The sequence below is a fragment of the Stenotrophomonas maltophilia group sp. msm4 genome (assembly GCF_032025605.1).
GTDB classification, from domain to species: Bacteria; Pseudomonadota; Gammaproteobacteria; order Xanthomonadales; family Xanthomonadaceae; genus Stenotrophomonas; species Stenotrophomonas sepilia.
In genome coordinates this window covers 966,293-992,260 of record NZ_JAVSKK010000001.1, presented here as the reverse complement: position 1 = coordinate 992,260, position 25,968 = coordinate 966,293, and the positions used below count along the sequence as shown (strand labels likewise).

Genomic DNA, 25,968 nt, shown 5'->3' with positions numbered 1-25,968 from the left:
ACACCCCCAAGGAGGTTCCACCATGCATCGCCTTGCCCTGCTCGCCAGCCTGCTCTGCCCGGCCCTGGCCACTGCCGCCAACTGCACCCTGCCCGCAACGCTGGACCAGCGCCAGTTCATCAACCTCAGCGACCCGCTGTACGCCCCGGACAACCCCAACGCCGGACGCATGGTGCAGCTCAGCTTTGCCGGCAGCCAGTACGTGCTGGACATCCTCGGCACTGACTTGCGCATCGGCGGCAGCTACCGCTACCAGCGCCTGGCCCCGCATATCGCGGAAATCCAGATGACCGAGGCCCACCCGGCCGGTCCCGCCCACTACACCCTGCTGCTGACCTGCCAGAGCGACCGCCAGGGCCGCTTCATCTACACCCAGCACGACGGCCCCATCGCCCCGCGCCGGCGCCAGAATTCCGGCCGCTGGACCCTGCAGCCCTAGGCCAGAAAACCGACGCCGGATAAATGGCGCCACGACCGGGGTCAGAGCCCGTTGCGTTGCAACGGGATCTGACCCCATCCGATTAGTGCCGACCAACGGGCGGCACCCACCATCAGCAGCAGGTTCCAACAGATCGCGGCCAACTGTCGAAGGCGGGGTGGGTCCGGTTGCGGGGGCGTGAGCGCCATGGATGGCGCGACCGAGCCTACAGGGACGTATTCACGGCGTCCCCCGCAACCGGACCCACCCCGCCACCCCACGGATAGCCCGATTTTGACGTTGATGTTGACGTCGCGTCGGCGGGTGCAGGGCGCAGCCCTGCCACCAAACACCCACACCCTCACGTCACTGAATCGAAAACCGGTTTCGGCACGGCACTTGCACTGGTTCCAGCAGACAACCCCATCCCTGTTTCTGGAACCGTTGCAGATGTCCCACTCCGTCACTTCGATCCTTTCGCAGATCCGCTCCTATCAGACCCAGATGGGACAGCCGGCGCTCAACCCGCTGGGCGAAGCGCCGCGCAGCAACGCCCTGCCGGGCACGGTGCTGGACGCGCCGCAGGCCCAGCCGGCCAGCTTCACCGAAACCCTGCGTGGTGCGATTGCCGGCGTCAACGATGCGCAGCAGAAGTCCGGCGCCCTCGCCAAGGCCTTCGAAATGGGCGACCCCAGCGCCGACCTGGCCAAGGTGATGGTCGCCTCGCAGCAGTCCCAGATCGCCTTCCGCGCCACCGTGGAAGTCCGCAACCGTCTCGTCCAGGCCTACCAGGACGTGATGAACATGCCGCTGTAAGGAACATTGACGCATGGCACTGACGCTCTCCAAGGACAGCCTGAACGCCGAGAAGGCCGGGCAATGGTTCGACCGCCTGCAGAGTCTGCAGATCACCCGTCGGCTGGGCCTGATGGCGATGATCGCGGTGGCGGTGGCGGCAGGCCTGTCCGTGTTCTTCTGGTCACAGAAGCCGGGCATGGTCCCGCTGTACACCGGCCTGGACCAGAAGGCGACCGCTGAAGCGACCGACCTGCTGCGCGCGGCACAGATTCCGTTCGCGCTCGATCCGGCCACCGGTGGCATCACCGTGCCGGAAAAGAACCTGCACGACGCCCGCCTGAAACTGGCCGGCTCCGGCCTGACCGACAGCGGCAAGCTCGGCTTCGAGCTGATGGAACGCGATCCGGGCTTCGGCGTCAGCCAGTTCGTGGAAAGCGCGCGCTACCAGCACGCGTTGGAAACAGAGCTGTCGCGCACCATCAACACGCTGCGCCCGGTACGTGATTCACGCGTGCATCTGGCCATTCCCAAGCCCAGCGCCTTCACCCGCCAGCGTGACGTGGCCAGCGCCTCGGTGACCCTGGAACTGCGTGGCGGCCAGCAGCTGGAACGCAGCCAGGTGGATGCCATCGTGCACATGGTTGCGGCCAGCATTCCGGACCTGGCGCCGGAACGGGTGACCGTGGTCGACCAGAGCGGGCGCATGCTCAGCATCACCGACCCGAACAGCGAGGCGGCGGTCAACGCCGCGCAGTTTGAGCAGGTGCGCCGCCAGGAAACCTCGTTCAACCAGCGCATCCGCGAGCTGCTGGAGCCGATGACCGGCCCCGGCCGGGTCAATCCGGAAGTGAGCGTGGACATGGACTTCTCGGTGACCGAGGAAGCCCGTGAGCTCTACAACGGTGAACCGCAGAAGCTGCGCAGCGAGCAGATGAGCGAGAACACCACCAGCACGCCGGGTCCGCAGGGCGTGCCGGGTGCCACCAGCAACAGCCCGCCGGGCCAGCAGGCCGCGCCGGCCACCGCGCAGGCCCCGACCGAAAGCAGCAAGAACGCCACCCGCAACTACGAGCTGGACCGCACCCTGCAGCACACCCGCCAGCCGGCCGGCCGCATCAAGCGCGTGTCGGTGGCGGTGCTGGTGGACAACGTGCCGCGCGCCGGCGCCAACGGCAAGGTCAGCCCGCAGCCGCTGTCGGCGGCGGAACTGACCCGCGTCGAGGCGCTGGTGAAGCAGGCCGTCGGCTTCAACGCCGAGCGTGGCGACACCGTGTCGGTGATGAACGCCCCGTTCGTGCGCGAGACCACGCCCGAACAAGGCCCGGCCTGGTGGGAGCTGCCGTGGGTGCACGATGCCGGCCGCATGCTGCTGGGCGCGGTGGTGGTGCTGGCGCTGCTGTTCGGCGTGCTGCGCCCGGCGCTGCGCGCGATCACCGGCCAGAGCAGGAAGGACGACCCGCAGGCGCTGGAGCCGCATACGGCGGATGTGCAGCTGGTCGATGACGATGGCATTGCGCTGCCAGCGCTGGGCACCGACCGGGCAAGCCTGGGCGGACCGGATGCGCTCGCACTGCCGGTGGATTCATATGAGGAACGACTGCGGATGGCGCGTGAAGCCGTGAAGACCGACTCCAAGCGCGTGGCCCAGGTGGTCAAAGGCTGGGTGGCCAATGACTGAGGCACAACTGACCGGTGTACAGCGCGCGGCCGTGCTGCTGCTTTCGCTGGGTGAGCTGGATGCGGCCGAAGTGCTGCGCCACATGGAACCCAAGGAAGTACAGAAGATCGGCATCGCCATGGCCACCATGACCGACATCACCCGCGAGCAGGTGGAGCGAGTGATGGACCAGTTCGGCCAGGAACTGGGCTCGAAGACCTCGCTGGGCGTGGGCTCGGATGACTACATCCGCAACATGCTGGTGCAGGCGCTGGGCAGCGAGAAGGCCGGCAACCTGATCGACCGCATCCTGCTCGGCCGCAACACCACCGGCCTGGACGCGCTGAAGTGGATGGACCCGCGTGCGGTGGCCGACCTGGTGCGCAACGAGCACCCGCAGATCATCGCCATCGTGATGGCGCACCTGGAAACCGACCAGGCTGCCGACGCGCTGAAGCTGCTGCCGGACCGTACCCGCGTGGATGTGCTGCTGCGCATCGCCACCCTCGACGGTATTCCGCCGAACGCGCTCAATGAACTCAACGAGATCATGGAGCGCCAGTTCGCCGGCAACCAGAACCTGAAGTCGTCCAACATCGGCGGCGTGCAGTGCGCAGCCAACATCCTGAACTTCATGGACAGTGGCCAGGACCAGGCGATCCTGGGCGAAATCGCGCGCATCGATGCGCCGTTGAGCAACCGCATCCAGGACCTGATGTTCGTGTTCGACGACCTGGTCGACCTGGACGACCGCGAGATGCAGCTGGTGCTGCGCGAGGTGAGCGGCGAGCGCCTGGGCCTGGCCCTGCGCGGTGCCGACATCAAGGTGCGCGACAAGATCACCCGCAACATGTCGCAGCGCGCGGCCGAAATCCTGCTCGAAGACATGGAGGCCCGCGGTCCGGTGCGCCTGTCCGACGTGGAAGGCGCGCAGCGCGAGATCCTGGCCATCGTCAAGCGCATGGCCGATGAAGGCACCGTCACCATCGGTGGCAGCGCGGAGGCCATGCTGTGAGCAACGTCGTGCGCTGGCTTGCCCCGGACCTGCTGGCCCAGCCCGAACCGGTGCTGGAGCAGGAGGGTGCGTTCGGACTCACCGAGCCGGATCCGGAACACGATCCGGAGCCGCCGCTGCAGCTGCCGACCCTTGAAGAGATCCAGGCAATCCAGGACAGCGCCGAGAAGGAAGGGTTCGAACAGGGCCATGCCGACGGCTACGGCCAGGGCCAGGCCGAAGTACGTCGCCTCGCCGCACAGATCGAAGGGATCCTGGACAACTTCAGCCGGCCGCTGGTGCGGCTGGAGAACGAAGTGGTCGGCGCCCTCGGCGAACTGGCGGTGCGCATCGCCGGCGCACTGGTCGGCCGCGCCTACGAAGCCGAGCCGGCACTGCTGGCGCAGCTGGTCGGCGAAGCGATCGACGCCGTGGGGGGCAGCACCCGCGAGGTGGAAGTGCGGCTGCACCCGGATGACATCGCTGCGCTCGCCCCGCTGCTGAACCTTTCACCGGCGCAGCGCCTCGTACCGGATACCAGCCTCAGCCGTGGCGACCTGCGCGTGCACGCCGAAGCCGTGCGCATCGACGGCACCCTGGAAGCCCGCCTGCGCGGTGCGCTGGATGCGGTGATCCGCCAGACCGGAGCCACGGCATGAGTGCCGGACCACAAACCACTCCGCCGCCGGCCGACTGGGCCGTGGCCCGCAACCTGCGCCTGGCCCGGCGCCTGGATGGCCTGCGCGTGGACACCGCGCATGGTCGTGGCCTGATCCGCGAGGGCGTGTTGCGCCGTGCGGTCGGGCTGACCCTGGAAGCGGTCGGCTGCGAAGCGCCGCTGGGCGCCAGCTGCAAGGTGGAAGTGGTCGACGGTGGCTGGGTCGACGCCGAAGTGGTCGGCTTCGCCGGCGAACGCACCTACCTGATGCCCAGCGCCGAACTGCATGGCCTGCTGCCCAACGCCCGGGTGGTGCCATCGGCGCGCCGGGGCGGCGTGGAAGTGGGCGAAGGCCTGCTCGGCCGCGTCATCGACAGCGACGGCGTGCCGCTGGATGGCAAGGGCCCGATCCGCGCCGAAGGCCATGTTGGCATGGCCGGCGTGTCGATCAATCCGCTGGCGCGTGAACCGATCACCCAGCCGCTGGACGTGGGCGTGCGCGCGATCAACGCGCTGCTGCCGATCGGCCGCGGCCAGCGCGTCGGCCTGTTCGCCGGCTCCGGCGTCGGCAAGTCGACGCTGCTGGGCATGATGACCCGCTACACCGCCGCCGACGTGATCGTGGTCGGCCTGATCGGTGAACGTGGCCGCGAAGTGCGCGATTTCGTCGAGACGACGCTGGGCGAGGAAGGCCTGCGCCGCGCCGTGGTGGTCGCCAGCCCCGCCGACCGGCCGCCGCTGGCGCGACTGCATGGTGCCTACCGCGCCACCGCCATTGCCGAGTGGTTCCGCGACCAGGGCCTGAACGTGCTGTTGCTGATGGACTCGCTGACCCGCTTCGCCCAGGCGCAGCGCGAGATCGGGCTGTCGGTCGGCGAACCGCCGACCACCCGCGGCTATCCGCCGTCGGTGTTTGCCAAGCTGCCGGCACTGGTCGAACGCGCCGGCAATGGCGCCAAGGGCCGTGGCTCGATCACCGCGTTCTACACGGTGCTGACCGAAGGCGATGATCCGCAGGATCCGATCGCCGATGCCGCGCGCGCGATCCTCGATGGCCACATCCTGCTCTCGCGCCGCGTGGCCGACAGCGGGCTGTACCCGGCCATCGACGTCGAATCGTCAGTCAGCCGCGTGGTCACGGAAATCGCCGACGAACCGTGGCGCCTGCGCATCCGCAAGTTGAAGCGACTGGTCTCGGCCTACTCGGCCAACCGGGACCTGATCGCGATCGGTGCCTACCAGCGCGGCAACGACGCGGCCACCGACGAAGCCCTGGAACGCTGGCCGGAAATCATGGAGTTCCTCGGCCAGGACGTTGCCAAGGCCGCAGATCTCCCGCACAGCCAGGCGGCGCTGCAGCGCCTGGTGGAACAAGAGAGTTAAGCCATGAACCAGTCCAAGCGCATCGATCCCCTGCTCAAGCGGGCCCAGGAACATGAGGACGCGGTCGCCCGCGACCTGGCCGAACGCCAGCGCGTGCTCGACACCCATCTCTCGCGACTGGACGAACTGCGCCGCTATGCCGAGGAGTACGCCAACGCACAGATGGCGGCGACCAGCCCGGCACAGTTGCTCAACCGCCGCGCCTTCCTCGATCGACTGGACAGCGCGGTCGAGCAGCAGCAGGCCACGGTCAATGGCAACCGCGAAAAAGTGGAGGCCGAGCGCGCACGCCTGATCCTCGCCAGCCGTGACAAGGCGGTGCTGGAGCAGCTGGCCGCCAGCTACCGGGCGCAGGAAAAGGTGGTGACCGACCGCCGCGACCAGCGCGAGATGGACGACATTGGTGCACGGCGTGCACGCCTGGTGCAGGCCGAAGACCAGGACGGCGCCGAGCAGGGAGGCCGCTCGTGATGCCCGCCCCGCTCGCCAGCAGCGCCAACACGGCCACGCCCGCCACCAGCAACAGTGCCGCACGCGCCTCGCGCAGCGAAGGCGGAAAGGACTTCAGCCAGCTGCTGCAGGGCGGTGCGCCCTGCGCGCCCGCGTCTGCGGGAAACCCCACGACGCCGACGCCATCCACGCCGAGCCCGCCATCGACTGCCGACAGCAATGGCCAGGCACCGGATGAACGCAATGCGGGCGCCGAAGCGGCAACTGCTGAAACGCCGTCGCTGCCACCCGTTGCCGTGACCCCAGCGGGACCCGGCACCGAGAAGGACAAGCCCGCCGCGACCGAGGACGCCCCGTGGCCACCGCCCGGCCTGGCCGGCCTGGTGCTGGCGATGCCGATGCCTGCCGATCCGGCCGCTGCTCTGCCGACCACCGCTGCACCGGCGCTGGCCAGCGACGGTAGCGCGCTGCCTGCTGCTGCCCCCGCCACGAACCCGACACTGCCTGCAGACGCGCCGGCGACGGCCACCACAACCCCAGTGGCGGCTGACGCCAAACCGGCGGCGGCCAGTGCGGACGATGCGGCGCTGCCACTGCCGGAGATGATCCTGCCCGGCAAGCGCAGCGAGCGCGGCGAGCGCGGCGAAGGCAGTGACGTGGCCGCCGTTGGCGACCGCGCCAGCACATCCCTGCTGCACGCCCCGGCAGCAGCCGCCGTACAGGACCTCAAGGCGGCGCTCGCCGCCGGCAATGCGATCTTCAATGGCGAGCCGACGCCGAAACCCGTGCTGGGTGACGATGGCTTCGACCAGGCCATCGGCGCACGCCTGGGTTGGCTGGCCGACCAGAAGATCGGCCACGCCCACATCCGCCTGAGCCCGGACGACATGGGCCCGGTCGACGTGCGCCTGCAGTTGAACGGCGACAAGGTGCATGCCAGCTTCAGCAGCCCGCACGTGGACGTGCGGCAAGCGCTGGAAAGCAGCCTGCCGCGCCTGCGCGAGCTGCTGGGCGAACAGGGCTTCCAGCTGGCCCACGCCGATGTCGGCCACCAGTCACCGGGTGATGACGGCAATGCGCCGGGCCAGCCCGGTGGCAGCGGCATCATCGGCGACGGAGAACCGACGCCGGGCGAGGCCAGCATGTCGTCGGCGCAGTTGATCCGCCAGCGCGGACTGCTGGACGCCTACGCCTGACAGCCGTGCCGACCAGGGTCGGCACCCACCAGCGCAGAGCGGTCGGCGCCCACCAGGGCAGCCGGGCAATAGAGCCGCACCCACCCGTATCGCGTTGGTGGGTGCGGAGCTTGCTCCGCTCGGCCCCACCCAAACCCTGACGGAATTCCGTCGCATCCCGCTGCCCGGCCTTCGGCACGCCCCTTGCATATCCCGGTGAAGCAACCCTCAGGAGCTTCACCCGTGGCCGCAGCCGCTGACAAAACCAAGAAGACCGCAGAGAAGGACAAGGCCGCCAAGCCGCGTAGTCCGATCCTGATCACCGCGCTGGTGGCCGTACTGGCCGCCGCTGCCGCCGGTGGCGGCGTGTGGTTCTTCACCCAGTCCAAGCACGAAGAGAAGACCGCGCAGGCGCCGAAGAAGAGCGCGACCCCAGCCCCGGCACAGTACTTCGCGCTGGACCCGGCCTTCGTGGTCAACCTCAATGGCCCGGTCGACGGCCCGCGTTACCTGCAGCTGGAGGTCCAGCTGATGACCCGCGACCCGGCCGCGCTGGAAGCGATCAAGACCCACGCCCCGGCCATCCGTGCGCGCCTGCTGATGCTGTTCTCGCAGGTCAGCCCGGACCAGATCGCCGATGTCGCCGGCAAGCAGAAGCTGCAGGCCGCCTCATTGGCCGAGGTGCAGAAGGTGCTCAAGGCCGAGACCGGCAGCAACGGCGCCGACGATCTGCTGTTCACCAGCTTCGTGACCCAGTAAGGGCCCACCGATGAATGATCTGCTGTCCCAGGACGAGATCGATGCCCTGCTCCACGGCGTGGACAGTGGCGCGGTCGAGACCGATGCGGAACCCCCGTCAGGCGAAGCGCGCTCGTACGACTTCGCCAGCCAGGACCGCATCATCCGTGGTCGCATGCCGACCCTGGAAATGGTCCATGAGCGCTTCGCGCGCCTGTGGCGGATCGGCCTGTTCAACCTGATCCGCCGCTCGGCCGAACTGTCGGTGCGCGGCATCGAGCTGATCAAGTTCAACGACTACATGCACTCGCTGTATGTACCGACCAACCTGAACCTGATCCGCTTCAAGCCGCTGCGCGGCACCGGCCTGATCGTGTTCGAGCCGACCCTGGTGTTCGCCATCGTCGACAATTTCTTCGGTGGCGACGGGCGCTACCCCACCCGCATCGAGGGCCGCGAGTTCACAGCTACGGAAATGCGGGTGATCCACCTGCTGCTGAAGCAGACCTTCGCCGATCTGCGCGAAGCGTGGGCACCGGTGATGGATGTCGACTTCGAGTACATCAACTCGGAGATCAACCCGCATTTCGCCAACATCGTGACCCCGCGCGAGTACGTGGTGGTGTGCCGCCTGCACGTCGAGCTCGACGGTGGCGGCGGCGACATCCACGTCACCCTGCCCTACTCGATGCTGGAACCGATCCGCGAACTGCTCGACGCCGGCATCCAGAGCGACCGCAACGACCGCGACGAGAGCTGGGGCAAGACCCTGCGTGAGCAGCTCAACGTCGCCGAAGTCACCCTGTCCAGCGTACTGGCCAGCAAGCGCATGACCCTGCGCGACCTGACCCAGTTGAAGGTCGGCGACATCCTGCCGATCGAGCTGAGCCCGCAGGTGCCGCTGTGCGTGGAGAACATCCCCGTGTTCACCGGCGAGTTCGGCATCGCCAACGGCATGAACGCCGTGAAGATCACCGCTACCCATCCGCCGGGCACCCGCCCGCGCGTACCCGTCATCCAGGAAGACCCGCAATGAACGATATCGACGCCCTCGAACCGACCCCGGCCCAGTTCAGCAGCCTGCAGGCCGACGAGGCGAATGGTCCGGACCTGAACCTGGACGTGATCCTCGATGTGCCGGTGACCCTGTCGCTGGAAGTCGGTCGTGCCCGCCTGCCGATCCGCAACCTGCTGCAGCTCAACCAGGGGTCGGTGGTGGAACTGGAGCGCGGTGCTGGCGAGTCGCTGGACGTGTTCGTCAACGGCACCCTGATCGCCCACGGCGAAGTAGTAGTGATCAATGACCGCTTCGGCGTGCGCCTGACCGACGTGGTCAGCCCCAGCGAGCGTATCCGGAGACTGCGTTGAGCCTGCTGGCCTCCACCCTGCTGGCGGTCGGCAAGGCCGCCGCGCCGATCGGTCCGCAGGTCGGCCAGCATGCGGCCGCCGCACCCAGCCTGTTCGGTGCGGTGCTGGCGCTGCTGGCGGTGCTGGCGCTGGTGATCGGCCTGGGCTGGCTGCTCAAGCGCATGCCTGGCAGTGGCTTCCGCCCGGCCGAAGGCATGAAGCTGGTAGCCAGCCTCAGTGTCGGCGCCAAGGAGCGCGTGGTGGTGGTCGAGGTCAATGGCCAGCAACTGCTGCTGGGCGTCACCGCCGGCGGCATCAACACCCTGCATACCCTGCCCGAGCCGCTGCCGCCCCCTGCACCGGTGCGCGTGCCGGACTTCAAGAACCTGCCGAATTTCGCCCAGCTGCTGCAGCAGCGGCTGCGCAAGGATCCCTGACATGCGTGTCCCCCGTACCCGTCTCGCCACCCTGACGCCGTGGCTGCTGTTGCTTGCCCTGTGCCTGTTGCCGGCGCTGGCGTTCGGCGCACCCGGCGCTCCGGCCACCCCTCTGCCGGACGTCAACGTCGGCAAGATCGGCGGCCAGCCGGTCAGCCTGCCGCTGCAGACCCTGCTGCTGATGACCGCGATCACCCTGATCCCGTCGATGCTGCTGGTGCTGACCTCGTTCACCCGCATCATCATCGTGCTGGGCCTGCTGCGCCAGGCGCTGGGCACCGGCCAGACGCCGTCCAACCAGGTGCTGCTGGGCCTGGCCCTGTTCCTCACCGCAATGGTGATGATGCCGACCTGGGACAAGGCGTGGAGCGCGGGCATGGCGCCCTACCTCAACGGCGACATCGACTTCCAGACCGCATGGACGCTGACCACGCAGCCACTGCGCGGCTTCATGCTGGCGCAGATCCGCGAGACCGACCTGATGACCTTTGCCGGCATCGCCGGGCATGGCACCTACGCCAGCCCCGACGCGATCCCGTTCCCGGTGCTGGTCGCTTCGTTCGTCACCAGTGAATTGAAGACCGCCTTCGAGATCGGATTCCTGATCTTCATCCCGTTCGTGATCATCGACCTGGTCGTTGCCAGCGTGCTGATGTCGATGGGCATGATGATGCTGTCGCCGATGCTGGTATCGGCGCCCTTCAAGATCCTGCTGTTCGTGCTGGTCGATGGCTGGGTGCTGACCGTGGGTACGTTGGCGGCGAGCTTCAATCCGGCCTGATATCCCCCGTAACGCGCAGTCGAGCAGGGCTCGACTCTACATGAGCAGATGGAATCCGAATGTCTCCCGAACTTGCCCTGACTGAACTGCGTGGCGGCCTGATCACCGTGTTGTGGGTGGCCGGCCCGCTGCTGCTCACCGTACTGGTGGTGGGCGTGGTGGTTGGTGTCGTGCAGGCCGCGACCCAGCTCAATGAACCGACCATCGCCTTCGTCGCCAAAGCTGCAGCGCTGACCGCGGTGCTGTTCGCACTGGGCAGCCTGCTGATCGGCCACCTGGTTGAATTCACCACGCTGCTGTTCCAGCGAATTCCGCACCTGATCGGCTAGGACACGCGCTTCGATGGACGCCGCCACCCAGATGGCTGCCGACGGCCTTCAGGCCTTCGGCATGATCGGCACCGTACTGTGGACCATGCTGCGCATCGGCGCTGTGGCCATGGCCATGCCCATGGTCGGGACCCGCGCCGTCCCGTCACGGGTGCGCGTGGTGCTGGCTGGCACCCTGGCCATCGCACTGGCCCCGCTGCTGCCCCCGGTGCCGGACTGGACCGGCTTCGACGCCGCCACGGTGCTGACCATCGCGCGCGAGCTGGCCATTGGCGTATCCATCGGCTTCCTGCTGCGGCTGGTGTTCGAAGCCGGTGCGATGGCGGGCGAACTGATCGCGCAGGGCACCGGCCTGGCCTTTGCGCAGATGAGCGACCCGCTGCGCGGTGGTACCTCCGGCGTGATCGGACAGTGGTTCTATCTGCTGTTCGGGCTGCTGTTCTTCACCGCCAACGGCCACCTGGCGCTGATCTCGCTGCTGGTGGACAGCTATCGCGCGCTGCCGATTGGCGCCCCGCTGCCTGATCCCCATGCCTTCTTCAGCATCGCTCCGACCTTCCTGCTGACCGTGCTGCGCGGTGCGCTGACCCTGGCCATCCCGCTGACCGTGGCGATGCTGGCGGTGAACCTGGCCTTCGGTGTCCTGGCGCGTGCCGCCCCTGCGCTGAACCCGATCCAGCTGGGCCTGCCGGTTTCGCTGCTGCTGGGCCTGTTCCTCCTGGCGCTGCTGGCCGGGGAAATGGGGCCGCCGGTACAGCGCCTGTTCGACGTCGCCTTCCAGGCCGCGGACGCGGTCACACGCTGACCCGGTCATCACGTTCTATTGCTTGCCATGCATTTGTTTCTGTAGAGCCGAGCCCATGCTCGGCTGCCTTCGGCAGGAGTGGCAGCCGAGCATGGGCTCGGCTCTACAGGGGCGCAATTTCACGGATTGCCGCTTGAAGTCCCCCCCGGTCTGCGCGTTAGAGTGAATGCGCGGCAACCGGGGGGATGCCGCACCCGGCCGACGCCCGTTCGCGTTGGCCTGCCTCATGCATGCCCCACCGTGGTTTCCGTCGACAGGCAGGTCCGGGAGACTGACGAATGCTGGTAGGCACGTACAACCCGTGGCTGGTGGCGATCTCACTGCTGGTCGCCGTGATGGCGTCGTACACAGCGCTGGCCATGGCCGGGCGCACGGTCACCGCCCCGGGCCGGGCAGCCGCCTGGTGGTGGCGCCTGGGGGGCGGATTCGCCATGGGCCTGGGTGTCTGGTCGATGCACTTCATCGGCATGCTGGCCTTCGATCTGCCCATTGCACTGGGCTACGACCTGCCCATCACCCTGCTCTCGCTGGCCCTGGCGATCGCCTCGTCGGTGTTCGCACTGTGGCTGGTCTCACTGCGTACCCTGCCCCATCCTCGATTGGCCGGTGGTGCCCTGCTGATGGGCACCGGCATTGCCGGCATGCACTACGTCGGCATGGCAGCGATGCGCATGCAGCCCGGGATCGACTACGACCCGGGCTGGCTGCTGCTCTCCCTGGTGGTGGCGGTGGCCGCTTCGTGGACCGCGCTGTACGTGGCGTTCCGCCTGCGCGCGCAGCGCACCTGCGTCGGTGACCGGTTGGCGGCCGCCGGCCTGCTTGGCCTGGCCATCGTCGGCATGCACTACACCGGCATGGCCGCCGCGCGTTTCCCGGAAGGCAGCATCTGCGGCGCCGCGGTCGGTGATGGCCTGCAGAGCGAGTGGCTGGCGATGCTGGTGGTGGTGTTGACGGTTGCGATCCTGGCGGTGGTGCTGGTGGTCTCGTGGCTGGACCAGCGTGTGGAGGCGCAGCTGCTGCGGCTTCGCAACTCGATGCTGAGCACCTCGTTGACCGATGCCCAGCAGGAATTGACCCAGGCCGCGCTGCACGACCCGCTGACCCGCCTGCCGAACCGCCTGCTGCTGCAGCGGCGCATCGTGCAGGCGCTGGCCGAAGCCGAACAGGGCGGCAGCCGTTTCGCGGTGATGTTCATGGACCTGGACGGATTCAAGCAGGTCAATGATGCCTACGGCCATCAGGCCGGCGACGCACTGCTGGTGGCGGTGGCCGAGCGTACCCGGCAGCTGCTCCGGCCCAACGATATGCTGGCCCGTCTGGGCGGCGACGAATTCGTGCTGGTGGTGCGCATCGAGCACGACGAGGACCTGCCCACCCTCGCCCGGCGCATCCTGCAGGCGGTGGGCAGCGGCCCGTTGCTGCCGGACAACGAACTTCAAGTGACCGCCAGCATCGGCGTGGCGATCTGCCCCGACCACGCTGCCAGCGAGCGCCAGTTGATGGCCTTCGCCGACGCGGCGATGTACCAGGCCAAGGAATCCGGACGCAACGCCTTCGTGCTGTTCGCCGACTGGATGAACGACAGTGCCGAGCAGCAGTTCCGGCTGCTGGCCGACCTGCGCCGTGCGATCGGCAGCGAGCAGCTGTTCCTGCACTATCAGCCGAAGATCCGCGTGGCCACCCAGAAGGTGGCCGGTGCCGAAGCGCTGATCCGCTGGAAACACGCGGAGCACGGACTGATCCCACCGGACCGCTTCATCCGCCTGGCCGAACGCAGCGGCGCGATCAACGAGATCGGTCGCTGGGCACTGGACCAGGCCTGCCAGCAGCTGCGGCGCTGGCGCGACGCCGGGCATGAAGGCTGGTCGATGTCGGTGAACCTGTCGCCGGTGCAGTTCAGTTCGCCACACCTGCTGCAGGATGTGCGTGAAGTGATCGAACGCTATGGCATTGCCCCGCGCCACCTGGTGCTGGAGATCACCGAAAGCACGGTCATGCGCGATACCGATGCCAGCCTTCGCCTGCTGCAGGCGCTGTCGGCGCTGGGCGTGGGCATCTCCATCGACGATTTCGGAACCGGCTATTCCAGCCTGCTGTACCTGAAGCGGCTGCCCGCCACGGAGATCAAGATCGACCACGCGTTCGTGCGTGACCTGGAACACAGTGCGGAGGACGTGGTGATCGTCTCGGCGATCGTGGCGCTGGGCCATGCACTGGACATGGACATCGTCGCCGAGGGCGTGGAAACCGCCGCGCAGCGCGCCTACCTGGAGCGCCTGGGCTGCGACTTCCTGCAGGGGTACCTGCTCGGCCGCCCGGTCGACGCGGCGCGCTTCATGCAGCTGCACGACCTGCCGCGGCCGCGGGTGGAGCTGGCGCAGAGCCCGCCGCAACAACACCCGCCCGGATAGCGCCGGGCAGCGCGACCACCTGCCATCACGGAACGATTCCTGCGGCACCCTCCTGTAGAGCCGAGCCCACGCTCGGCTGCGCTTCGCGCCTGGACCCAACCGCAGCCGAGCGTGGGCCCGGCTCTACAAAAGGGTCGTCGGTTGATCCACGCCATGCGTGGAACAGTTCTTGCACGCCCTCCGGCAACCCCTGCCGCAGTACCCGTGATGTCCGAGAACGAATCCGCCGGCGAAAAGACCGAACAACCGACCGAAAAACGCCTGCGCGACGCCCGTGAACAGGGCAACCTGCCGCGCTCGCGCGAACTGGGCACCGCCGCCGTGTTCGGCGCCGGCGTGCTGGCGGTAATGGCCATGAGCGGCTCGATCGGACGCGGCGCCAGCGCCTGGATGAAGCAGGCGCTCAGCCCCGAGCAGAGCCTGCGGCAGAACCCGAAGGAACTGTTCGGCCACTTCGGTGATCTGCTGCTGCAGTTCATGCTGGTGATCGCACCGCTGGTGCTGGTCTGCCTGCTGGCCAGCTTCGTCGCCCCGCTGGTGATGGGCGGCCTGCGCTGGTCGCAGAAGGCGTTGCTGCCAGACATCAACCGCATGAACCCGATGAGCGGGTTCAAGCGCCTGTATGGCCCGGAAGCCATCGCCGAGTTCACCAAATCGCTGCTGCGCGTGGCCTTCGTCGGTGTCGCTGCCGGGATGGTGGTGTGGTCCGGCTTCGACACCCTGCGCGGGCTGATCCACCACCCGCTGGAGACCGCCATCACCGACGGCCTCGGCTTCACCCTGCGCCTGCTGCTGGCCACCGCCGGCGCAATGCTGGTGCTGGCCGCGATCGATGCGCCGTACCAGCGCTGGAACTGGATGCGCAAGCTGAAGATGACCCGTGAAGAGCTGCGCCGGGAAATGAAGGAAAGCGAGGGCAGCCCCGAGGTGAAGGGCCGTATCCGCCAGCTGCAGCAGCAGATGGCCAACCGCCGGATGATGGAAGCGGTGCCCACGGCGGACGTGGTGGTGGTCAACCCCACCCACTACGCGGTGGCCCTGAAGTACGAGGGCGGCGCCATGAACGCCCCCACCGTGGTCGCGCTGGGCGTGGACGAGACCGCCCTGCGCATCCGTGAAGTGGCCGACGGCAACAAGGTCGCGATCGTCTCTGCCCCGCCTTTGGCACGCGCCTTGTATCGGGAAGGCCAACTCGGAAAGGAAATCCCCGTGAGACTGTATTCGGCCGTCGCCCAGGTTCTGTCCTACGTCTACCAGCTGCGCGCCTGGCGCACTGGCCCGATGCCGGACGCCCCGCACATCCAGGTGGATGAATTCGGCAAGGGAGGCCGCCCGTGAGCGCCCAGCCCGCCACCGGATTCAACACCCGCCGTGCCCTGGAAATGATCCGCCAGGGCCTTGGCGCGCCGCTGATCGTGCTGGCCCTGCTGGCCATGGTCGTGGTGCCGCTGGCCGCGCCAGTCCTTGATGCGCTGTTCACCTTCAACATCGCCATCTCGCTGATGGTGCTGCTGGCGGTGGTCTACGTGAAGCGCCCGCTGGATTTCACCATCTTCCCGATCGTGCTGTTGATCACGACCATGCTGCGGCTGGCGCTGAACGTGGCCTCCACCCGCGTGATCCTGCTCAACGGCCAGAACGGCCACGACGCTGCGGGCAAGGTCATCGCCGCCTTCGGTGAATTCGTGATCGGCGGCAACTATGCGGTCGGCATCGTGGTGTTCGCGATCCTGACCATCATCAATTTCGTGGTCATCACCAAGGGCGCCGGCCGCGTCTCGGAAGTGACCGCGCGCTTCATCCTGGACGCGATGCCCGGCAAGCAGATGGCGATCGACGCCGACCTCAACGCCGGTTTGCTGACGCGCGAGGAAGCCAAGCTGCGCCGCGAGGAAGTCCGCGAGGAAGCCGACTTCTACGGTGCAATGGACGGTGCCAGCAAGTTCATCCGCGGCGACGCCATCGCCGGCATCCTGATCCTGTTCATCAACATGCTCGGCGGCCTGGCCGTGGGCGTGCTGCAGCATGGCATGCCGTTCGGCGACGCCGCTGCCACCTACACCCTGCTCTCCATCGGTGACGGCCTGGTGGCGCAGCTGCCGGCACTGCTGGTGTCCAGCGCGGTGGCGATGCTGGTCACCCGCGCCTCGCGCTCGCAGGACATGGCCCAGGCCATGACCGGGCAGGTGTTCGGCCAGTACCGCGCGCTGGCGATCACCGCCGGCATCATCGGCGTCGTTGGCCTGGTGCCGGGCATGCCCAACGTCGCTTTCCTGACGCTGGCCGCGATCCTTGGCTTCATCGCCTGGAAGCTGTATCGCAAGACCAAGGCACCGGCTGCCGATGCAACAGGCAGTGGCACCGATGCTGCCGCGCTCACTGCGCTCGGGCGCCCGGCCGTCGCGGCCCCCACTGCCGAACTGAGCTGGGACGAACTGCGCCCGGTCGATCCGCTGGGCCTGGAGGTCGGCTACCGGCTGATTCCACTGGTGGACAGCAACCAGGGCGGCGAACTGATGGCGCGCATCAAGGGCGTGCGCCGCAAGCTGACCCAGGATGTCGGCTTCCTGATTCCCTCGGTGCACATCCGCGACAACCTGGAACTGCCGGCCAACGGCTACCGCGTGCTGGTGCATGGCGTGCCGGTGGCCACCGCCGAGATCCACCCCGACCGCGAGCTGGCCCTGGATCCGGGCAGCGCGCTGGGCGCACTGGAGGGCATTGCCGGCAAGGATCCCGCGTTCGGCCTGGATGCCACCTGGATCCAGCCGCACCAGCGCGCCCAGGCCGAAACGCTGGGCTACACGGTGGTCGACCCGGCCACCGTGGTCGCCACCCATCTGTCGCACCTGATCCGCGAACACGCACCCGAGCTGCTCGGCCATGAGGAAGTGCAGCACCTGCTGGCCAACCTGGCCAAGAGCGCACCCAAGCTCGTCGAAGATCTGACGCCGAAGGCGCTGCCGCTGTCGGCGGTGGTGCGCGTGCTGCAGAACCTGCTGGTCGAGCGCATTCCGATCCGCCAGCTGCGCAAGATCGCCGAGGCACTGGTCGAACATGCGCCCAGCAGCCAGGACCCGGCCGTGCTGACCGCCGCGGTGCGCACCGCACTGGGCCGCTTCATCGTGCAGGAGATCGCCGGAATGTCGGCGGAGCTGCCGGTGTTCACCCTCAACCCGCAATTGGAACGTGTCTTGCAGGAGTCCACGCAGGGCAACGGCGCCGCGCTGGAACCCGGACTCGCTGAGCGACTGCACCAGAGCCTGGCCGAATGTGTCAGCAAGCAGGAAGCCCGCAACGAGCCCGCGGTCGTGCTGGTACCTGGCCCGGTGCGCGCCGCGCTGGCCCGCCTGGTCCGCCACAGCGTTCCTTCGCTGTCGGTCCTGGCCTACAGCGAGGTGCCGGAGGACAAGCGCCTGAAGCTGGTCGGAACGATCAGCTGACGCCGCCCGCCGATGCGCCAGAAAACAGACACCACTTTCGAACCAACGCAACAGACAGACACCAAGGGGAACCCGCACCGTGCAGACCACCGACCACCCGAGTTCCCCGACCGCCACCCCGCCGTCTTCGCCTCGTGACCACAGCATGAAAATCAAACGATTCGTCGCCGCCGACATGCGCTCGGCCATGAACCTGGTGCGCAAGGAGCATGGTCCTGACGCCGTGATCCTGTCCAACCGCCGGATCGAGGAAGGCATCGAGATCGTCGCCGCCGCCAACTACGACGAGAGCGCGGTGCAGCGTGCGCTGGAAGCCTCGCGCCGCGACGTCGCACCGCCGCCGGCACCCAAGCCGCGCACCGCCGCCGACGCGGTGATCGCCGCCGTCACCCGCCGCCGCAGCAGCACCCCGGCACCGGAACCGGTTGCCGCCACCACCTCGGCGGTGGCCGCCCTCGCCCGTGCAGCAGTGGGCGCTACCGGCCGCACCCTCGATAGCGCCGACGAGATCGTGCCAACCCGCGGCAGCACCGGCTTCGCCGCCACCCTGGCACGCGCCGCCGTCAATGAACCGGCACTGCCGGACCAGATCTTCGCCCCGTTCGCCGAGGCCATCGTTGCTCCGGCGCCGGCACCGACCGTCGCCGCGCCGGCCAACCGCGCCCGTTTCCAGATCGATCCGCCGCACGAGGCGCATCACGAAAGCGTGGCGCCGGCGGTGCAGCCGCCACCGCTGCCGACCGCAGCCCTGTCTGAAACGCAGCCGGAGGTCGCCGTCAGCGAACCGGCGTTGGCCGATGCCACCGTCGAAGCCGCGCCGACGCTCGCCCCAGCCCCTGTCCTGACCGTGGTCGCCCAAGACGACGCCGAGATCCGCCAGCTGCGCCAGGAAGTGGCCGGCATGCGCCAGGTCATCGAGCGCGAAATGAACCGCTTCACCGACGAGCGCCTGCGCGGCTGCCCGGTGCGCGCCACCGCGCTGGACCTGATGGACGAGTACGGCTTCGATGCTGGCCTGGCCCGCGACGTCGCCATGCAGATTCCGCTGGAGACCGAGGCGCACCGAGGCCGCGGCCTGATGCTGGGGCTGATCTCGCGCAAGCTGCCGATCGCCCCGGTCGACCCGCTGGAGGAAGGCGGCGTGATCGCGCTGGTGGGCCCGACCGGCGCCGGCAAGACCACCACCATCGCCAAGCTGGCCTCGCGGTTCGCCGAGAAGCACGCGCCGCGTGACGTGGCTCTGGTCACCACCGACACCACCCGCATCGGCGCCCGCGAGCAGCTGTATGGCTACGGCCGGCAGCTCGGCATCGCCGTGCACGAGGCCAACAGCGGCACCGACCTGGACCAGCTGCTGGAACGCCTGAAGGACTACAAGCTGGTACTGATCGACACCGCCGGACTGGGCCCGCGCGACCGCGCGCTGGCCGCGCAGCTGCAGTGGCTGCGCGCCGCGCGCCAGGTGCGCACCCTGCTGGTGCTGCCGGCCAACACCAGCTTCGGCGACATGGACGAGGTGGTCCGCCGCTTCGGTGCCGCCAACCTGCAGGGCCTGGTGCTGAGCAAGCTGGACGAAACCGGCCGCTTCGGCAACGCCCTGTCGGTGGCCGTGGACCACGCCCTGCCGATCACCTGGGTGACCGACGGCCAGGACGTTCCGGACGACCTGCACCGGGCCAGTGCGGCCAATCTCGTACTTCGCCTTGAAGATTTGCGCCGAGCGGCCGATATGCCCTGCAACCCGGAGTTGAACCATGCCGTCGCGTGAGTACGCCAAGCTGACCAAGACCTTCCCGCTGTCGGCCACCCGCAGCGAGCCGCTCGGCCCTGTGCGCACCATCGCCGTGACCGGCGGCAAGGGCGGCGTGGGCAAGACCAACGTGTCGGCCAACCTGGCCGTGGCGCTGGCCGGCATGGGCAAGCGCACGCTGCTGCTGGACGCCGACCTCGGCCTGGCCAACATCGACGTGATCCTGGGCTTGAACCCCACCTATACGCTGGCCGACCTGGTTGCCGGCCGCTGCTCGCTGGACGACGTCATCGTCGAAGGCCCGAACGGCGTGCTGGTGGTCCCGGCCGCGTCCGGCCGCCGGCACATGGCCGAGCTGGCCCCGGCCGAGCACGTCGGCCTGGTCAACGTGTTCTCCGAGCTGGAACGCGAGCTGGACATCATGGTGGTGGACACCGCCGCGGGCATCACCGACGGCGTGCTGACCTTCTGCCAGGCCGCGCAGGACACCGTGGTGGTGGTCTGTGACGAGCCGGCGTCGATCACCGACGCCTACGCGCTGATCAAGGTGCTCTCGCGCGAACGTGGCGTGGACCGCGTCCAGGTGGTGGCCAACATGGTGCGCGACCCCAACGAGGGCCGCGTACTGTACGAGAAGCTGACCCGCGTCTGCGAGAAGTTCCTCGCCGATGTCTCGCTGAACTACCTGGGCTGCGTGCCGCAGGATGACTGGCTGCGCCTGTCGGTGCAGCGCCAGCAGCCGGTGGTGAAGGCCTACCCGTCCAGCCCGTCCGCACTGGCCATCACCGAGATCGCGCGCCGCACGGCCCGCTGGCAGGCGCCCACCGAACCACGCGGCGGCGTCGAGTTCTTCCTCGAACGCATTCTCAAGCAGCGCGGGGTGGCGGCATGAAAGGCGCGGCCCAGTACAGGGAAGTCCAGCGCTCGGCGGCCAACGAGGTCATCGCCCAGCACTCGGACCTGGTGCGGCGCATCGCCCACCATCTGGCCGCGCGCCTGCCGGCCAGCGTCGAAGTCGACGACCTGATCCAGGCGGGCATGATGGGCCTGATCGAGGCTTCGCGCAGCTACGACGCCGACCAGGGCGCCTCGTTTGAGACCTATGCCTCGATCCGTATCCGTGGCTCGATGATCGACGAGATCCGCCGTGGCGACTGGGTGCCGCGCTCGGTGCACCGCCGTGCACGCGATGCTGCGGCCACCATCCGCCGCCTGGAACAGAGCAGCGGCCGCGCCGCCAGCGCCACCGAAGTGGCCGCCGCGATGGAGATGCCACTGCCCGAGTACCTGCGCCTGATGGAAGACGCCGCGCGTGGCCAGGTGCTGAGCCTGGAGTCGCGCATCGAGGACCAGGGCGAGCTGGACACGGTCGCCCAGGGTGGCCCGACCCCGCAGCAGGTGCTGGAGCGCAGCGAGTTCGGCCGCGAGCTGGGCAAGGCCATCGGCCATCTGCCCGAGCGCGAACAGCTGGTGCTCTCGCTCTACTACGAGCAGGAACTCAATCTGAAGGAGATCGGCGCGGTGCTCGGCGTGAGCGAGTCGCGGGTCTGCCAGATCCACGGCCAGGCCGTGCTGCGCCTGCGCGGCCGGCTGAAGGTATTCGAGGCCGTCGACGCCGGCCTCGAAGAATGAACATCCCCGAGGCAGCTGCCCCCGGCCGCCCGGAATGAACAACAAAGGAACTCTGCTTTGAACAAGAACATGCGCATCCTGATCGTCGACGACTTCTCGACCATGCGTCGCATCGTCAAGAACCTGCTGGGCGATCTGGGCTTCACCAACACCGCCGAAGCCGAGGACGGGCATGCCGCGCTGTCGCTGCTGCAGAGCCAGCCGTTCGATTTCGTGGTCACCGACTGGAATATGCCGGTGATGACCGGCATCGAGCTGCTCAAGGCGATCCGTGCCGACGCCAAGCTGAAGACCCTGCCGGTGCTGATGGTCACCGCCGAAGCCAAGCGCGAGCAGATCATCGAAGCGGCCCAGAACGGGGTGAACGGCTACATCATCAAGCCGTTCACCGCGCAGACGCTGGAAGAGAAGCTCGGCAAGATCTTCGAACGCCTGGCGGCCAGCGCCTGATGGACACCACGGTCGACAAGAATGCCCTCGCCCTGCGCCTGCAGGAAGCACTGGACGCACTGGAGTCCGGTGACGAAACCGCTTGGCGGCAACGCATCGACGGACTGGTCGCGCTGCGCACGCAGCCGATGATGAGCGGCCTCTCGCGGCTGGCCCGCGAGCTCGGGCAGGCCCTGGGTGAACTGCCGACCGTGCCCAGCGAGGCCGGCGAACTGGACGATGCCTGCGCACGCCTGGACCACGTGGTGGCGATGACCGAACAGGCGACGCACCGCACCCTGGACCTGGCCGAGGAATGCCGCAGCCTGACCGAACAGCTGCGCGCCGAAGGCCTGCAGCCGGGCCAGGATGCGCAGCTCGAGCGCATCCGCCACAACCTCACCGAGATCGCCCTGACCCAGAGCTACCAGGACCTGACCGGGCAGATCATCCGTCGCGTGGTCGGCATCGTCCGCCGCGTGCACGAGGGCTTCGGCGCGCTCGGCCTGCCGCCGGAACAGCATCGCACCGATCCGGAACTGGCCGGGCCGGCACTGAAGGGACTGGACCGCCACGCGGTCTCGCAGAACGACGCCGACGACCTGCTGTCGGACCTGGGGCTGTAAGCATGAGCGCGGTATCCGACGACATCACTGCCGATTTCATCATCGAGGCGCAGGAAATCCTGGATCGCCTGGGCGAACAGCTGGTGTCGCTGGAGCAGGCACCACAGGACACCGAGCAGCTCAACGCGGTGTTCCGGGGCTACCACACGCTCAAGGGCGGCGCCGGCTTCCTCGGCGTCACCGCCATGGTCGAGTTGTGCCACGCCGCCGAAGAAGCGCTGGGCATCGCGCGCGCGGGCCAGGCCGTGCTGCATGCCCATCACTTCGATGCCGCCCAGCAATCGCTGGACTACCTGCAAGCGATGCTGGATGCAGTTTCCTCCGGCACCGAGCCGGGCTATGCGCCGCCGGAGCTGATCGCCCAGTTCGACATGCATGGCGGTGCCGTGGCTGCACCCGCCGCCGCAGCAGCTCCCGCTGCGGGTGGCAGCGACCTGATCACCGACGACGAGTTCGAGGCCCTGCTCGACCAGCTGCACGGCGGCAACGCACCGACTGCAGTCGCGCCGGCAAAGAAGGCTGACGACGGCCTGATCAGCGAAGACGAGTTCGAAGCCCTGCTCGACCAGCTGCACGGTGGCGCCGCACCCGGCGCCAAGCCCATCGCTGCGGTAGCGCCCGCACCGATCGCGGCACCACGCCCACTGGCCGCACCGGCCGCACCGGCAACTGCAGCGGCGACCAAGCCGGCCGCCAAGCCGCTGGCCGAAGCCGAACATACCGTGCGCGTGGACACCAAGCGCCTGGACGCGATCGTCAATCTGATCGGCGAACTGGTGCTGTCGCGCAACCGGCTCAAGACCCTGCGTGCGCGCCTGCGCGACGAGGAACTGGACCGCGCCGTGTCGACCCTGGACATCGCCACCGCGCGCCTGCAGTCGGCGGTGATGCGTACCCGCATGCAGCCGGTGGGCAAGGTCTTCTCGCGCTTCCCCAAGGTCGCCCGAGACGTTGCCCGCTCGCTGAAGAAGGAAGTGGACCTGGAGCTGATCGGTGCCGAGACCGAGCTCGACCGCAACCTGGTCGAAGCGCTGGCCGACCCGCTGGTGCACCTGGTCCGCAACGCCATCGACCATGGCGTGGAAATGCCCGACCTGCGCGAAGCACAGGGCAAGCCGCGGATGGGCCATGTACGCCTGTCGGCCCAGCAGGAAGGCGACTACGTCAGCATTGAAGTGCAGGACGACGGTGCCGGCATCGATCCGGAGAAGCTGCGCGCGAAGGCGCGTGAGAAGGGCCTGATCGATCCGGAAGCTGCCGCGCGGCTGAGCAGCGAGGAGTGCCTGCACCTAGTGTTCCTGCCCGGCTTCTCGACCAAGCAGCAGGTCACGGATATCTCCGGCCGTGGCGTTGGCATGGATGTGGTGCAGTCGCGCATCCGCGAACTGAGTGGCCAGATCCAGATCCAGTCCGAGCTGGGCCGTGGCAGCCGCTTCCTGATCCGCGTGCCGCTCACCCTGGCGATCCTGCCGACCCTGCTGGTGCAGGCCGGCGAGGACGTCTATGCGCTGCCGCTGGCGCGCGTGATGGAAGTGCTGCACGCGCCGCGCACCTCGCTGGGCTGGTTCGATGGCCGCGCCGTGCTCGACCGCCGTTCGCACACGCTGCCACTGGTCGATCTGCGCCAGTGGCTGGATGTGACGCCGGCCGCCTCGACCCTGCTGACCATCGTGGTGCTGCAGGCCGGCGAAGCGCGCTTCGGCCTGGTCGTGGACCAGGTGCGCGGGCGCGAGGAAGTGGTCATCAAGCCACTGCCGAAAGCCCTGCGCGGCCTGCGCGGTTACGCCGGTGCAACCCTGATCGGCGATGGTCGCATGGCACTGATCCTGGATGTGGACGGCCTGCGCAGCCCGCACGACTGACCCGCTTGCTGAACCCGTAAAACTGTGAAGTCGCACCAGTAGCCCGTACCGGTGTCTCAAGTCCCATTCATACAAGCCGATACCGGATCCATGGATAGACTCAGCCTCATTGGACTCTTTCTCGCCCTGGCCTCGCTGGTCGGCGGCAGCATCCTCAAGGGCGCCGGCCTGGCGTCGCTGTGGTCGCCTGCGGCGTTCGTGATCGTCATCGTCGGCACCGTCGCTGCGATCCTGCTGCACACCTCGCCGGCGGTGTTCAAGCATGCGTTCAGCATCGTGCGCTGGGTCGTGCGTCCACCGCACAGCGACCGCCGCGAGCTGATCCAGCAGATCGTCGAGTGGAGCAACATCGCCCGCCGCCAGGGCCTGCTGGGCCTGGAATCGCAGGTGGAAGCACAGCAGGACCCGTTCCTGCGCAAGGGCCTGCAGCTGCTGGTGGACGGCGTCGAGCCCGAATCGATGCGGCACATGCTGGAAATCGAACTGGGCAGCCAGGAGCACCAGGACCAGGCCGGCGCCAAGGTGTTCGAAGCAATGGGCATCTATGCACCGACGCTGGGCATCATCGGTGCCGTGCTGGGCCTGATCGCAGTGATGAAGAACCTGGCCGACCCGAGCAAGCTCGGCCACGGCATCGCCGCCGCGTTCACCGCCACCATCTACGGCATCGCTTCGGCCAACCTGCTGTTCCTGCCGATCGCCGCCAAGCTCAAGAGTGTGATCTCGCACAACACGCGCGACCGCGAGATGGTCATCGAAGGCCTGATCTCGATCGCCCAGGGCGAGAACCCGCGCAACATCGAAACCAACCTCTCCGGCTTCCTGCACTGACATGGCCCGCCGCAAGCACCACGAAGAGCACGCCAACCACGAAGCATGGGCGATCCCCTATGCCGACCTGATGACGCTGCTGCTCGCCTTCTTCGTGGTCATGTATGCGATCTCCTCGGTGAACGAGGGCAAGTACCGGATCATGGCCGACGCGCTGACCGATGCCTTCGGTGGCGCACCGCGCACCATCAACCCGGTGCAGGTGGGCAACAAGCAGGTGCAGGGCGGCGGCTGGGACAGCCCCTCGGTGATCAAGTCCGGCACCAAGATCGGTCCCTCCGCGCCGGCGCCCTCGCACGACCCGACCCTGCTGCCGTCGATGGCCTCGCAGATGCGCATGCCGGTGTCAGTGCACAACCAGGAGCAGATCGCCCGTGCCGAGCGCCAGCTCAACACGATTGCCGATCGCCTCACCGCCGCACTGGCGCCGCTGATCGACCGCGGCATGATCAGCGTGCGCCGCACCGAACTGTGGATCGAAGTCGAGATCAACAGCGATATCCTGTTCCCTACCGGCTCGGCCGCGCTGGACGTGCATGCGCGGCAGACCCTGGCCAGCCTGGCCGAGGTGCTGCGCGACGTGCCCAACAGCGTGCGCGTGGAAGGCCACACCGACAACGTGCCGATCGCCACCGCGACTTTCCCGTCGAACTGGGAACTGTCGGCCGGGCGCGCCGCCAGCGTAGTGCACCTGTTCGCCGACCAGGGCGTGCAGCCGTCGCGGCTGGCGATGGTCGGCTATGGCCAGTTCCGCCCGCGCGAAGAGAACGACAGCGCGCAGGGCCGCAACCGCAACCGCCGGGTGATGGTCATCATCCTGGCCGACACGTCGCACTCGGTGGATCCGCTCGGCCAGCGCCTGAACGCAGCCACCGGCACCACAGACAGCACCGTCACCAAACAGGCCGCCGCAACTCCGGCCAGCGCCCCCACCTCCCCCATCGCACCGGTGAAGTTGCCGCCGGTGCCGGCTGGCAGCCGCGTCGGCGCCGCCGTTCCCCCGGCAATGAAGGA

25 protein-coding genes and 1 pseudogene are annotated in these 25,968 nt (G+C 68.2%); all 26 read left to right on the top strand.

The annotated features are described in order from the left end of the window. Window positions 1-22: 22 nt before the first annotated feature. The gene (locus ROV93_RS04640; RefSeq protein WP_072166962.1) at window positions 23-439 is read left to right on the top strand and encodes a hypothetical protein; all 417 of its coding nucleotides are present in this window, start codon (window positions 23-25) and stop codon (window positions 437-439) included. A 429-nt stretch (window positions 440-868) separates the two neighbouring features. Next, window positions 869-1,234, top strand: a complete 366-nt coding sequence (fliE, locus tag ROV93_RS04635) for a flagellar hook-basal body complex protein FliE (protein ID WP_061478712.1) — start codon at window positions 869-871, stop codon at window positions 1,232-1,234. 13 nt (window positions 1,235-1,247) lie between these two features. Continuing rightward, entirely contained in the window at window positions 1,248-2,894 is a 1,647-nt protein-coding gene (gene fliF / locus ROV93_RS04630) for a flagellar basal-body MS-ring/collar protein FliF (RefSeq protein ID WP_072166961.1), read from the top strand. A 7-nt stretch (window positions 2,895-2,901) separates the two neighbouring features. Then, entirely contained in the window at window positions 2,902-3,888 is a 987-nt protein-coding gene (gene fliG / locus ROV93_RS04625) for a flagellar motor switch protein FliG (RefSeq protein WP_024958226.1), read from the top strand. Continuing rightward, on the top strand, window positions 3,885-4,526 hold the full coding sequence (locus tag ROV93_RS04620) for a FliH/SctL family protein (protein ID WP_072166960.1): 642 nt from the start codon (window positions 3,885-3,887) through the stop codon (window positions 4,524-4,526). The genes fliG and ROV93_RS04620 overlap by 4 nt, the downstream gene beginning before the upstream one ends. Then, a complete protein-coding gene (locus tag ROV93_RS04615) occupies window positions 4,523-5,908 on the top strand; it encodes a FliI/YscN family ATPase (protein WP_065178546.1) in 1,386 nt (461 codons plus the stop codon). The genes ROV93_RS04620 and ROV93_RS04615 overlap by 4 nt, the downstream gene beginning before the upstream one ends. A 3-nt stretch (window positions 5,909-5,911) precedes the next feature. Beyond that, window positions 5,912-6,379: a flagellar export protein FliJ gene (gene fliJ, locus ROV93_RS04610; protein ID WP_005416437.1), complete on the top strand. Its 468-nt coding sequence runs from the start codon at window positions 5,912-5,914 to the stop codon at window positions 6,377-6,379. Then, window positions 6,379-7,554 (top strand): flagellar hook-length control protein FliK, encoded by a 1,176-nt coding sequence (locus ROV93_RS04605; RefSeq protein WP_072166959.1) that lies wholly within the window; start codon window positions 6,379-6,381, stop codon window positions 7,552-7,554. The genes fliJ and ROV93_RS04605 overlap by 1 nt, the downstream gene beginning before the upstream one ends. A 222-nt stretch (window positions 7,555-7,776) precedes the next feature. Then, entirely contained in the window at window positions 7,777-8,292 is a 516-nt protein-coding gene (locus ROV93_RS04600) for a flagellar basal body-associated FliL family protein (RefSeq protein WP_005416435.1), read from the top strand. Window positions 8,293-8,302: 10 nt separating this feature from the next. Further along, window positions 8,303-9,307, top strand: a complete 1,005-nt coding sequence (gene fliM / locus ROV93_RS04595) for a flagellar motor switch protein FliM (protein ID WP_005416434.1) — start codon at window positions 8,303-8,305, stop codon at window positions 9,305-9,307. Further along, on the top strand, window positions 9,304-9,639 hold the full coding sequence (gene fliN / locus ROV93_RS04590) for a flagellar motor switch protein FliN (RefSeq protein ID WP_005409543.1): 336 nt from the start codon (window positions 9,304-9,306) through the stop codon (window positions 9,637-9,639). Before fliM ends, fliN begins: the two co-directional genes overlap by 4 nt. Window positions 9,640-9,656: 17 nt before the next feature. Then, on the top strand, window positions 9,657-10,055 hold the full coding sequence (gene fliO, locus ROV93_RS04585; protein WP_171956126.1) for a flagellar biosynthetic protein FliO: 399 nt from the start codon (window positions 9,657-9,659) through the stop codon (window positions 10,053-10,055). A 1-nt stretch (window position 10,056) separates the two neighbouring features. Beyond that, on the top strand, window positions 10,057-10,836 hold the full coding sequence (gene fliP / locus ROV93_RS04580) for a flagellar type III secretion system pore protein FliP (protein ID WP_072166958.1): 780 nt from the start codon (window positions 10,057-10,059) through the stop codon (window positions 10,834-10,836). A gap of 59 nt (window positions 10,837-10,895) precedes the next feature. Beyond that, complete coding sequence (locus tag ROV93_RS04575) at window positions 10,896-11,165, top strand: flagellar biosynthetic protein FliQ (protein WP_005413254.1); 270 nt, start codon at window positions 10,896-10,898, stop codon at window positions 11,163-11,165. Between the two features lie 13 nt (window positions 11,166-11,178). Next, window positions 11,179-11,970, top strand: a complete 792-nt coding sequence (gene fliR, locus ROV93_RS04570; RefSeq protein WP_072166957.1) for a flagellar biosynthetic protein FliR — start codon at window positions 11,179-11,181, stop codon at window positions 11,968-11,970. A gap of 278 nt (window positions 11,971-12,248) precedes the next feature. Beyond that, entirely contained in the window at window positions 12,249-14,381 is a 2,133-nt protein-coding gene (locus tag ROV93_RS04565; RefSeq protein WP_312538601.1) for a bifunctional diguanylate cyclase/phosphodiesterase, read from the top strand. A gap of 207 nt (window positions 14,382-14,588) precedes the next feature. Continuing rightward, window positions 14,589-15,719 carry a flagellar biosynthesis protein FlhB gene (flhB, locus tag ROV93_RS04560; RefSeq protein WP_072166955.1) on the top strand — a complete coding sequence of 377 codons (1,131 nt, stop codon included), beginning with the start codon at window positions 14,589-14,591 and terminating at the stop codon, window positions 15,717-15,719. A gap of 44 nt (window positions 15,720-15,763) precedes the next feature. Beyond that, window positions 15,764-17,824, top strand: coding sequence for a flagellar biosynthesis protein FlhA (gene flhA, locus ROV93_RS04555; protein ID WP_176698768.1), 2,061 nt, complete (start codon window positions 15,764-15,766; stop codon window positions 17,822-17,824). Window positions 17,825-17,969: 145 nt separating this feature from the next. Then, window positions 17,970-19,592 (top strand): flagellar biosynthesis protein FlhF, encoded by a 1,623-nt coding sequence (gene flhF, locus ROV93_RS04550; RefSeq protein ID WP_072166953.1) that lies wholly within the window; start codon window positions 17,970-17,972, stop codon window positions 19,590-19,592. After that, on the top strand, window positions 19,579-20,466 hold the full coding sequence (locus ROV93_RS04545; protein WP_072166952.1) for a P-loop NTPase: 888 nt from the start codon (window positions 19,579-19,581) through the stop codon (window positions 20,464-20,466). The genes flhF and ROV93_RS04545 overlap by 14 nt, the downstream gene beginning before the upstream one ends. After that, the gene (locus ROV93_RS04540; protein WP_005416423.1) at window positions 20,463-21,206 is read left to right on the top strand and encodes an RNA polymerase sigma factor FliA; all 744 of its coding nucleotides are present in this window, start codon (window positions 20,463-20,465) and stop codon (window positions 21,204-21,206) included. The genes ROV93_RS04545 and ROV93_RS04540 overlap by 4 nt, the downstream gene beginning before the upstream one ends. 57 nt (window positions 21,207-21,263) lie before the next feature. Further along, a complete protein-coding gene (cheY, locus tag ROV93_RS04535) occupies window positions 21,264-21,656 on the top strand; it encodes a chemotaxis response regulator CheY (protein ID WP_005413247.1) in 393 nt (130 codons plus the stop codon). Continuing rightward, window positions 21,656-22,261, top strand: a complete 606-nt coding sequence (locus ROV93_RS04530) for a protein phosphatase CheZ (RefSeq protein ID WP_032129220.1) — start codon at window positions 21,656-21,658, stop codon at window positions 22,259-22,261. The genes cheY and ROV93_RS04530 overlap by 1 nt, the downstream gene beginning before the upstream one ends. A 2-nt stretch (window positions 22,262-22,263) precedes the next feature. Continuing rightward, complete coding sequence (locus tag ROV93_RS04525) at window positions 22,264-24,123, top strand: chemotaxis protein CheA (protein WP_072166951.1); 1,860 nt, start codon at window positions 22,264-22,266, stop codon at window positions 24,121-24,123. A 90-nt stretch (window positions 24,124-24,213) separates the two neighbouring features. Beyond that, complete coding sequence (locus ROV93_RS04520; RefSeq protein WP_049413360.1) at window positions 24,214-24,954, top strand: flagellar motor protein; 741 nt, start codon at window positions 24,214-24,216, stop codon at window positions 24,952-24,954. A 1-nt stretch (window position 24,955) separates the two neighbouring features. Beyond that, window positions 24,956-25,822 (top strand): annotated as a pseudogene (motD, locus tag ROV93_RS04515) (flagellar motor protein MotD); the annotation flags it as partial. Between the last annotated feature and the right edge of the window lie 146 nt (window positions 25,823-25,968).

Excerpts from the sequence above, each read along its gene's own strand:
- ROV93_RS04640 (WP_072166962.1), top strand. The coding sequence starts at position 23 with ATGCATCGCCTTGCCCTGCTCGCCAGCCTGCTCTGCCCGGCCCTGGCC.
- fliE (WP_061478712.1), top strand. The coding sequence starts at position 869 with ATGTCCCACTCCGTCACTTCGATCCTTTCGCAGATCCGCTCCTATCAG.
- fliF (WP_072166961.1), top strand. The coding sequence starts at position 1,248 with ATGGCACTGACGCTCTCCAAGGACAGCCTGAACGCCGAGAAGGCCGGG.
- ROV93_RS04615 (WP_065178546.1), top strand. The coding sequence starts at position 4,523 with ATGAGTGCCGGACCACAAACCACTCCGCCGCCGGCCGACTGGGCCGTG.
- fliJ (WP_005416437.1), top strand. The coding sequence starts at position 5,912 with ATGAACCAGTCCAAGCGCATCGATCCCCTGCTCAAGCGGGCCCAGGAA.
- ROV93_RS04605 (WP_072166959.1), top strand. The coding sequence starts at position 6,379 with ATGCCCGCCCCGCTCGCCAGCAGCGCCAACACGGCCACGCCCGCCACC.
- fliM (WP_005416434.1), top strand. The coding sequence starts at position 8,303 with ATGAATGATCTGCTGTCCCAGGACGAGATCGATGCCCTGCTCCACGGC.
- fliN (WP_005409543.1), top strand. The coding sequence starts at position 9,304 with ATGAACGATATCGACGCCCTCGAACCGACCCCGGCCCAGTTCAGCAGC.
- fliP (WP_072166958.1), top strand. The coding sequence starts at position 10,057 with ATGCGTGTCCCCCGTACCCGTCTCGCCACCCTGACGCCGTGGCTGCTG.
- ROV93_RS04575 (WP_005413254.1), top strand. The coding sequence starts at position 10,896 with ATGTCTCCCGAACTTGCCCTGACTGAACTGCGTGGCGGCCTGATCACC.
- fliR (WP_072166957.1), top strand. The coding sequence starts at position 11,179 with ATGGACGCCGCCACCCAGATGGCTGCCGACGGCCTTCAGGCCTTCGGC.
- ROV93_RS04565 (WP_312538601.1), top strand. The coding sequence starts at position 12,249 with ATGCTGGTAGGCACGTACAACCCGTGGCTGGTGGCGATCTCACTGCTG.
- flhB (WP_072166955.1), top strand. The coding sequence starts at position 14,589 with ATGTCCGAGAACGAATCCGCCGGCGAAAAGACCGAACAACCGACCGAA.
- flhA (WP_176698768.1), top strand. The coding sequence starts at position 15,764 with ATGATCCGCCAGGGCCTTGGCGCGCCGCTGATCGTGCTGGCCCTGCTG.
- flhF (WP_072166953.1), top strand. The coding sequence starts at position 17,970 with ATGAAAATCAAACGATTCGTCGCCGCCGACATGCGCTCGGCCATGAAC.
- ROV93_RS04545 (WP_072166952.1), top strand. The coding sequence starts at position 19,579 with ATGCCGTCGCGTGAGTACGCCAAGCTGACCAAGACCTTCCCGCTGTCG.
- ROV93_RS04540 (WP_005416423.1), top strand. The coding sequence starts at position 20,463 with ATGAAAGGCGCGGCCCAGTACAGGGAAGTCCAGCGCTCGGCGGCCAAC.
- ROV93_RS04530 (WP_032129220.1), top strand. The coding sequence starts at position 21,656 with ATGGACACCACGGTCGACAAGAATGCCCTCGCCCTGCGCCTGCAGGAA.
- ROV93_RS04525 (WP_072166951.1), top strand. The coding sequence starts at position 22,264 with ATGAGCGCGGTATCCGACGACATCACTGCCGATTTCATCATCGAGGCG.
- ROV93_RS04520 (WP_049413360.1), top strand. The coding sequence starts at position 24,214 with ATGGATAGACTCAGCCTCATTGGACTCTTTCTCGCCCTGGCCTCGCTG.